Source organism: Pseudomonas sp. UBA6699, assembly GCF_002454615.1.
In the GTDB taxonomy this organism is placed as follows: domain Bacteria; phylum Pseudomonadota; class Gammaproteobacteria; order Pseudomonadales; family Pseudomonadaceae; genus Aquipseudomonas; species Aquipseudomonas juntendi.
Window position 1 is genome coordinate 1 of sequence record NZ_DKJF01000119.1, and the last position, 7,129, is coordinate 7,129.

Genomic DNA, 7,129 nt, shown 5'->3' on the forward strand with positions numbered 1-7,129 from the left:
CTTGCCGGCGATAGGGCCAGTACAGGAAAGCTGAAACCTGTCAGGCCGAGGCAAACCGCTCATCCAGGTAGGCAATGATGGCCTTGGACTCATACATCCAGGTCACCTTGCCCGCTTCTTCAATGCGCAGGCACGGCACTTTCAACCGGCCGCCACCTTCTTGCAGGGCCTGGCGGTGCGCCGAGTCGTTCTTGGCATCACGCAGCGCCACCGGTACGTTAAGGCGGTGCAGGGTGCGGCGGGTCTTGACGCAGAACGGGCAGGCATGGAACTGGTACAGCGCCAGGCCCTTGGCCGCCTGGTCGACGCGGGCCTGGGCGGCGGCGTCGCGCTTGCGCTTGGCCGGGCGGCTGATCCAGTCTGCAAACACGATGACTTGGCCGAGGCCAACCCGCAGGGCTTTGACGATCATGGGCAACTCCTGAAATGCAAAAGCCGACCTGCAAGGGTCGGCTCGGGGTCTGCAGCCAATTACTTGATCAGGCTGAGGAACTCGCTGCGGGTGGCGGCGTTGTCGCGGAATTCGCCCAGCATCACCGAGGTGATCATGGTCGAGTTCTGTTTTTCCACACCGCGCATCATCATGCACATGTGCTTGGCTTCGATCACCACGGCCACGCCGGCGGCACCGGTAACCTGCAGGATGGCCTCGGCCACCTGGCGGCTGAGGTTTTCCTGAATTTGCAGGCGGCGGGCGAACATGTCGACGATGCGCGCGACCTTCGACAGGCCCAGCACCTTGCCTTTGGGCAGGTAGGCCACGTGCGCCTTGCCGATGAACGGCAGCATGTGGTGTTCGCACATCGAATACAGCTCGATGTCCCGGACCAGTACCATTTCGCTGTTGTCAGAGCTGAACAACGCGTTGTTGGTCACTTCTTCCAGTGTTTGCTCATAACCGCGGCAAAGGTACTTCATCGCCTTTGCAGCCCGCTTGGGCGTGTCGAGCAGGCCCTCGCGGGAGACGTCCTCGCCAAGCTGGCTGAGGATCTCGGTGTAGTTCTGTTCCAGGGACATGGATCTACCTTGGGAAAAAATCGCAAAAACGAAGGTTACGGCGGCGCGCGCGGCGCTGCAAGCGCGGCGTTACTCGTCGCGGCCTTCGAGCATGGTTCGCTTGAGCATCACATACACGGCACCGGTGCCGCCGTGGCGGGCACTGCACGAGGCAAAGCCAAGCACCTGCGGGTGCTGGCGCAGCCAGGTGTTGACGTGGCTTTTGATCATCGGCCGCTTGCCGTCCAGGCGCGCAGCCTTGCCATGGGTCACGCGCACGCAGCGCACTTCCAGCTTGGTGGCTTCGGCGATGAAGGCCCACAGGGTTTCGCGGGCCTTCTCCACGGTCATGCCATGCAGGTCGAGGCTGCCCTCGAACGGGATCTGCCCCAGTTTCAGCTTGCGCAGCTGGGTTTCCTGCACGCCGTCGCGGCGCCACATCAGTTCGTCTTCGGCGCCCACGTCGATCACGAACTGGTCAGACATACCGTCGATGACCAGCGCCTTGTCACTGCGAACGGTCGCCGCCTGGCGCAGGCCGGCCAGCTGCTGGCGGTCGGCCTTGGGCTTGCCGACTTCGGCGCGGTCGTGGCGGATCGGCTTTACGCCGCGCACTTCGGCCTTGAACAGGGAAAAATCGTCGTCTTGCATGGTGCCTCCACGTGGGCGGCGTAGTTTACGCGACTGTGGGGGCTTTATGCAGCCAATACAAAACCCTCAATCATGCTTCTTCATCAGGTGCGGCGACAGGTTCAGCTCACGCCCGCGCCGCAGGCGAATGCGGCTGCGCCGCCACAAGCGCACGCCCAGCCACAGCAGCAGCAAACCAGCCACGGTAACGATGCTGGACAACGCCTTGTTGGCGTTGAGTTCCTGCAGGGCAGGGTAGTTGCCGAGCAAGCCGGCGATGCCGGCCATGGCCAGCAGTACGCCCAGGGTCGCCAGCAGGGCGGACAGCCCGGCCGCCAGGCGGGCGCCCCAGTTACGCGGTTGGCGCGGGCGCAGGCGCTTGGCGTCGAAACTGCCTTTGAGCTTCATTCCGCTCTCCTCAGTGGATATCCGGAATTCGACCTGCCGCCGCCCCTTGGGTTCCGCCCGGCTGCCGGGCGGTCGTGCCAGGGCCTCAGATCAGGCTGGCGGTTGGGGCCACGCAAGCGAAGTTGTCGGCCATCACGGCCATTTCGCACTGGTGAATCTGCGCGGCCGGTATGACCCCATCCTTGAACGCCAGGTCGCGGGTCGCCGAAGCGTCTTCTACCAGTGTGCACCGGTAACCATAGTCTTTGGCGCGGCGCACGGTGGTGCTGACGCTGGAATGGCTCATGAAACCGCACACGATCAGGTCCAGGTGCCCCAGCTCCTGCAGCGTTTCGTGCAGCTTGGTGTTCTTGAAGGCATTGGGCATGCGCTTTTCGATGACGATTTCGCCCTCCAGCGGCTCCAGCCCTGGAATAAACTGGCCAGCGGGCCCCTGTGGGTCGAAACGGCCACCCACCGTGCCCAGGTGGCGAACATGGATGATCGGACGGCCGCTTTTGCGCGCGGCGTCGAGCAACCTGGCGATGTTGGCCACGGCCTCGTCCATGCCCGACAACTGCAGGGGCCCACTGAGGTACTCCTTTTGCGCATCGATGATGATCAGGCTGGCGTGGCTCAGCTTGGCCGGCGGGTAATCGCGGCCAGTGAGGCGGAACATCGTGGTTGGAACGGACATCAAGGGCTCCTTGGTAGGGCTTTTGTGCACCTATTCTCCCCTGCATTGGCGCCAATGGGAATGGTTGACAACGCAAGTGGCATGGTTACTGGCCTGTGGCTAGCCCGGCAACGCTGCGATGGAACAAATCTGTGCCCCAGGCTGTTAGACTTTTGTCCGTTCTGAATTAGGAGTACCCCGTGATCACATCCCGCCTGCGCACCCTGCGCGACTACATCCGCTGGGCAGTCAGCCGCTTCCATGAGCATGACCTGTTCTTCGGCCATGGTGCCGACAATGCCTGGGACGAAGCCCGTCTGCTGGTGCTGGGTGCGGTGCACCTGCCATGGGAGGTGGCCGACAGCTACCTGGACTGCATGCTCGAAGACGACGAGCGGGTGCGCCTGCAGCACCTGCTCAAGCGCCGTATCGAAGAGCGCGTGCCAACTGCCTACCTGTTGGGCGAGGCCTGGTTCTGCGGCATGTCGTTCATTGTCGACGAGCGCGTGCTGGTGCCGCGCTCACCCATTGGCGAGCTGATCGAAAAGCGCTTCGAGCCGTGGTTGGCCAACGAGCCGGCACGCATTCTGGACCTGTGCACCGGTTCGGGCTGCATCGGCATCGTCGCCGCCGACGTGTTCCCCGAGGCCGAAGTGGTGCTGGCCGACCTGTCGTTCCAGGCCCTTGAAGTGGCCAACCAGAACATCGAGCGCCATGGCCTGGACGCCCGTGTGTACACCGTGCAGGGCGACGGTTTTGCCGGCTTGCCCGGGCAGCGCTTCGACCTGATCCTGTCCAACCCGCCGTATGTCGACGCCGAAGACTTCGACGACATGCCGGCCGAGTACCACCACGAGCCGGAGCTGGGCCTGGCCTGTGGCAATGATGGCCTGGACCTGGTGCGGCGCATGCTGGCCGAAGCGGCCGACCACCTCACCGAAAAAGGCTTGCTGATTGTCGAAGTGGGCAACAGCCAGGTGCATGTGGAGGCGCTGTACCCCGAGGTGGACTTTGCCTGGCTGGAGTTCGAGCGCGGCGGGCATGGGGTGTTCATGCTGACCGCTGAGCAGTGCCGCCAGCACCAGGAGCTGTTCAAGGGCCGCGTCTGATTCCGAACGGGGCTGCTTTGCAGCCCATTCGCGGGCATGCCCGCCGGTTTATCACCGGTCCTTGTGGGGGCGGGCAAGCCCGCGAAACAGGCAACGCGGTCTTAACGGGTTGCGATCCAGATCAGCAGCCCCGCCTGAAACACCGCAAACGCCACCAGGCACGTAATGGTAAAGCGCAGCCCGCCATCTTCACGCTGGTACTTGGCCACCCGCTCATCACGCTCGCGCAGCTGTGCGTCTTTTTCCTGCAACTGCTGGTCTGCCTGCTGCAGCAAGCTGGCCGCATCAAGGATAGCCACCCGTTGCAGCCGTTCATTGCTCCAGGCTGCTTTCAACTGCCCCACAGGCATTTCCACGGTGCGGCCCTTCAGATGCTGGGCGTCTTCGTACTCCACCTCGATGCCCACCCCACGCAGGCAGTGGTCACGGCGCAGGCGTGAGTCTTCGTTCAGCGCGTCCTTGTTCGGCAAGGGCATGCCCTCGACCTGGTAATGCGACCATTTGCGCTGCAACCACTGCGCGGCCTGGGCCAGCAGGAAGCGGCCGATGCCGCGGTTGACCGGCTCCAGCTGCAAGCCCTGGGCGTTGCCGATACGTACCCGGCGTTCGGCATGGTCCACGCGGATGTCCAGGCGGTTCTGTTCCTTGTGTACCTTCTGCCCAGGCAACTGGATCTCCATGCGCAGCAGGCTGTGGGCCTTGTCATGGCGCTCGGCATAGCCGAACTGCACAAAGCGCAGCGGCCGGGCGCCGGTGCTGCGGTCGGTGGGCAGCGCGGCCAGGCGCAATAGCTGGAAGTGTTCGACCGGCAGGTCGGCCCAGGGCTGGGCGGGGTTGTCCTGGGGCTCTTCGGCCGGCTCTGCGGCGGCGGGGGCAATGGTCATCGGGGCTGGTCCTCGGCTATGCCTGCTGTATCGGCAGGCAGGCCGCATACCTGAGGCCGTTGCCTCAGGCCGAAGGCAAATGCTGGATGAAGGTCACGATTCGCTCACCCAGTTCGCGGGCCAGGGGCAACTCAGGGTTGAGGTAGCTGTCGCGTTGCTGGCTCATGTCTTTGGGGCTGATACGCAGCATGTGGTTCATGCCGTCGATAAACACCAACTGCGCATCCGGCTTGGCTGCCTTGAGCCGTTCGGCGTCGGCCACGTCCACCTGCACATCGTTGCGCCCCTGCACGATCAGCGCCGGCATCGGCAGGCGGGCGAAGGCCGCGGCGGGGTTTTGCCGGAACAGGGTAATCAGGTAGGGCTGCACACTAGGGCGGAACACCTGGCGCAGCGGTGCCGGCACGTCCAGGCTGGTTTGCCCGGCCTGCAGGCGGTCGAGCAGGGCGCTGCCACCGGCCAGTTGCGCCGGCGGCAGGCGCTGGGCCAGCTGCTCGCGCAATACGTCGGCCATTGGCCGGCCGCTGCCGGCCAGGGTAATCACGGCGCTGGCCCCGGCCTGTTCGGCGGCCAGGCTGGCAATCAGCGCACCTTCACTGTGGCCGATCAGGATCAGCTGGCCAAAGCGCGGGTCGGCCTTGAGCTTGTGGCTCCAGGCGACCACGTCGGCCACATAGCGCTCCACGCTCAGGTCCCGCTCATCGGGTGCGGCAGGCAGGCTGGCAGCCACGCCACGCTTGTCGTAGCGCACGCTGGCAATGTGTTCGTTGGCCAGCAGCAGGGCCAGGCGCTTGAGGTTGTCGACCCTGCCCGAGGCCGGGTTGTTGCCGTCACGGTCGGTAGGGCCAGAGCCGGCAATAATCAGCACCACCGGCGGCGGTGTGGCTTGCTGCGGCAGCAGCAAACTGCCGTGCAGCACGCCTTGGCCGGTGTCGAGGTCGATGGGGCGTTGCAGCACGGTGGGGGCGGCGGCCTGGGCCAGGCCGGTACACAGCAAGAGGATCAAGGCGACAAGGCGCGACATCATGCGGTACTACATGGGGAGATGTGGGTTTGACCCAATGTTTTGGGGAAGGTTCTGGGGGGCTTGGCAGGTTTGGCCTCTTCGCGGGCATGCCCGCTCCCACAGGGTGATATCTGTGGGAGCGGGCGTGCCCGCGAAAGGGCCAGCACAGGCGATCAAACCATCTGTATACTGCCGCTTTCGTCCATTTCAGGCAGATCTCGCGGAGCGTCCATGTCCGGCAATACCTACGGCAAGCTGTTCACTGTCACCACCGCTGGCGAAAGCCACGGCCCGGCGTTGGTCGCCATTGTCGACGGGTGCCCACCGGGCCTGGAAATTTCCCTCGCCGACCTCCAGCACGACCTGGACCGGCGCAAGCCCGGCACCAGCCGGCACACCACCCAGCGCCAGGAAGCCGACGAGGTGGAGATTCTGTCCGGCGTATTCGAAGGGCGCACCACCGGTTGCTCGATCGGCCTGTTGATCCGCAACACCGACCAGAAGTCCAAGGACTACTCCGCTATCAAGGACCTGTTCCGCCCGGCCCACGCCGACTACACCTACCACCACAAGTACGGCATGCGCGATTACCGCGGCGGCGGCCGCAGCTCGGCCCGCGAAACCGCCATGCGCGTGGCCGCCGGTGCCATCGCCAAGAAGTTCCTGGCCAGCCAGGGCATCACCGTGCGCGGCTACATGAGCCAGCTGGGGCCGATCGAAATCCCGTTCAAGACCTGGGAATCGGTGGAGCAGAACGCCTTCTTCAGCCCCGACCCAGACAAGGTGCCGGAGCTGGAGGCGTACATGGACCAACTGCGCCGGGACCAGGATTCGGTGGGCGCCAAGATCACCGTGGTTGCCGAAGGCGTGATGCCTGGCCTGGGCGAGCCGATTTTCGACCGCCTCGACGCCGAACTGGCCCACGCGCTGATGAGCATCAACGCGGTCAAGGGCGTTGAAATCGGCGCCGGTTTCGCCAGCGTGGCCCAGCGGGGCACCGAGCACCGTGACGAGCTGACCCCTGAAGGCTTCCTCAGCAACAATGCCGGCGGCATTCTGGGTGGCATTTCCTCGGGGCAGCCCATCGTGGCCCACCTGGCGCTGAAGCCGACGTCCAGCATCACCACCCCGGGGCGTTCCATCGACGTGGATGGCAACCCGGTCGAGGTGATCACCAAAGGCCGCCACGACCCGTGCGTGGGTATTCGTGCCACGCCGATCGCCGAAGCGATGATGGCCATTGCCCTGATGGACCACCTGCTGCGCCACCGTGCACAAAATGCCGATGTGCAGGTGACTACCCCGGTGCTGGGCCAGCGCTGATCTGCCTGCACCGGCCCCATCGCTGGCAAGCCAGCTCCCACAGGGTCACCACAAACCAGTACATTGTGGGCCAACCTGTGGGAGATTCTATGGTTTTTGGCAAGGGTAGCCGCAGTAT

9 protein-coding genes are annotated in these 7,129 nt (G+C 64.5%); 2 read left to right on the top strand and 7 right to left on the bottom strand.

The genetic code is table 11. The features are described from left to right. Window positions 1-40: 40 nt before the first annotated feature. The 5 genes from B3361_RS21995 to B3361_RS22015 all read right to left on the bottom strand — a co-directional run bounded on the left by B3361_RS21995 (window position 41) and on the right by B3361_RS22015 (window position 2,710). The gene (locus B3361_RS21995) at window positions 41-412 is read right to left on the bottom strand and encodes a glutaredoxin family protein (RefSeq protein ID WP_192440531.1); all 372 of its coding nucleotides are present in this window, start codon (window positions 410-412) and stop codon (window positions 41-43) included. A gap of 59 nt (window positions 413-471) precedes the next feature. Next, window positions 472-1,017 carry a GTP cyclohydrolase I FolE gene (gene folE, locus B3361_RS22000; protein WP_009683234.1) on the bottom strand — a complete coding sequence of 182 codons (546 nt, stop codon included), beginning with the start codon at window positions 1,015-1,017 and terminating at the stop codon, window positions 472-474. 69 nt (window positions 1,018-1,086) lie between these two features. Next, window positions 1,087-1,647, bottom strand: coding sequence for a Smr/MutS family protein (locus tag B3361_RS22005; protein WP_009683235.1), 561 nt, complete (start codon window positions 1,645-1,647; stop codon window positions 1,087-1,089). Window positions 1,648-1,713: 66 nt separating this feature from the next. Beyond that, the gene (locus tag B3361_RS22010) at window positions 1,714-2,034 is read right to left on the bottom strand and encodes a hypothetical protein (protein ID WP_009683236.1); all 321 of its coding nucleotides are present in this window, start codon (window positions 2,032-2,034) and stop codon (window positions 1,714-1,716) included. 85 nt (window positions 2,035-2,119) lie between these two features. Continuing rightward, the gene (locus B3361_RS22015) at window positions 2,120-2,710 is read right to left on the bottom strand and encodes a cysteine hydrolase family protein (protein WP_009683237.1); all 591 of its coding nucleotides are present in this window, start codon (window positions 2,708-2,710) and stop codon (window positions 2,120-2,122) included. Between the two features lie 179 nt (window positions 2,711-2,889). On the opposite strand from B3361_RS22015, the gene prmB reads away from it, so the two are divergent. Further along, the gene (prmB, locus tag B3361_RS22020; protein ID WP_009683238.1) at window positions 2,890-3,798 is read left to right on the top strand and encodes a 50S ribosomal protein L3 N(5)-glutamine methyltransferase; all 909 of its coding nucleotides are present in this window, start codon (window positions 2,890-2,892) and stop codon (window positions 3,796-3,798) included. Between the two features lie 101 nt (window positions 3,799-3,899). Here prmB and B3361_RS22025 read toward each other — a convergent pair whose 3' ends face one another. Both B3361_RS22025 and B3361_RS22030 read right to left on the bottom strand, forming a co-directional pair. Next, window positions 3,900-4,682: a hypothetical protein gene (locus B3361_RS22025; RefSeq protein ID WP_009683239.1), complete on the bottom strand. Its 783-nt coding sequence runs from the start codon at window positions 4,680-4,682 to the stop codon at window positions 3,900-3,902. Between the two features lie 64 nt (window positions 4,683-4,746). Beyond that, complete coding sequence (locus tag B3361_RS22030) at window positions 4,747-5,709, bottom strand: alpha/beta hydrolase (protein WP_054906246.1); 963 nt, start codon at window positions 5,707-5,709, stop codon at window positions 4,747-4,749. Between the two features lie 210 nt (window positions 5,710-5,919). On the opposite strand from B3361_RS22030, the gene aroC reads away from it, so the two are divergent. After that, entirely contained in the window at window positions 5,920-7,011 is a 1,092-nt protein-coding gene (gene aroC, locus B3361_RS22035) for a chorismate synthase (RefSeq protein ID WP_054906245.1), read from the top strand. Window positions 7,012-7,129 lie beyond the last annotated feature (118 nt).

Bases quoted from the DNA above. Each gene is read 5' to 3' on its own strand.
- B3361_RS21995 (WP_192440531.1), bottom strand. From the start codon at position 412: ATGATCGTCAAAGCCCTGCGGGTTGGCCTCGGCCAAGTCATCGTGTTT.
- folE (WP_009683234.1), bottom strand. From the start codon at position 1,017: ATGTCCCTGGAACAGAACTACACCGAGATCCTCAGCCAGCTTGGCGAG.
- B3361_RS22005 (WP_009683235.1), bottom strand. From the start codon at position 1,647: ATGCAAGACGACGATTTTTCCCTGTTCAAGGCCGAAGTGCGCGGCGTA.
- B3361_RS22010 (WP_009683236.1), bottom strand. From the start codon at position 2,034: ATGAAGCTCAAAGGCAGTTTCGACGCCAAGCGCCTGCGCCCGCGCCAA.
- B3361_RS22015 (WP_009683237.1), bottom strand. From the start codon at position 2,710: ATGTCCGTTCCAACCACGATGTTCCGCCTCACTGGCCGCGATTACCCG.
- B3361_RS22025 (WP_009683239.1), bottom strand. From the start codon at position 4,682: ATGACCATTGCCCCCGCCGCCGCAGAGCCGGCCGAAGAGCCCCAGGAC.
- B3361_RS22030 (WP_054906246.1), bottom strand. From the start codon at position 5,709: ATGATGTCGCGCCTTGTCGCCTTGATCCTCTTGCTGTGTACCGGCCTG.
- aroC (WP_054906245.1), top strand. From the start codon at position 5,920: ATGTCCGGCAATACCTACGGCAAGCTGTTCACTGTCACCACCGCTGGC.